General features: G+C 60.6%; 1 protein-coding gene. It reads left to right on the top strand.

What is annotated here, in order from left to right:
- On the top strand, positions 1 to 246 hold a 246-nt coding region (locus J5M56_RS26130), incomplete at both ends, for an immunoglobulin-like domain-containing protein (protein WP_207938207.1).

The raw sequence follows: 246 nt of genomic DNA, 5'->3' as shown, positions 1-246 counted from the left end.
CCGCCATCACCGACACCATCGATACCTCGACGGTGACTCTGACCGCGACCCCAAGCGTGACCGAAGGCGGCACCGTGGTTTACACCGCCACCGTCAACGCACCGGTTACTGGTGCTCCGCTGGTGATCACCCTGGCCAACGGCCAGACCATTACCATTCCGGTCAACGCAAGCTCCGGCTCGGTTGACTACGTTGCGCCAAACAACGTCTACAACACCAACACGCCGCTGACCAACAGCATCACTA

Source organism: Pseudomonas sp. 51_B, assembly GCF_017491595.1.
Lineage (GTDB): Bacteria > Pseudomonadota > Gammaproteobacteria > Pseudomonadales > Pseudomonadaceae > Aquipseudomonas > Aquipseudomonas promysalinigenes.
Note: the sequence above shows the minus strand (reverse complement) of the source record. Positions and strands in the feature narration are given on the sequence as shown.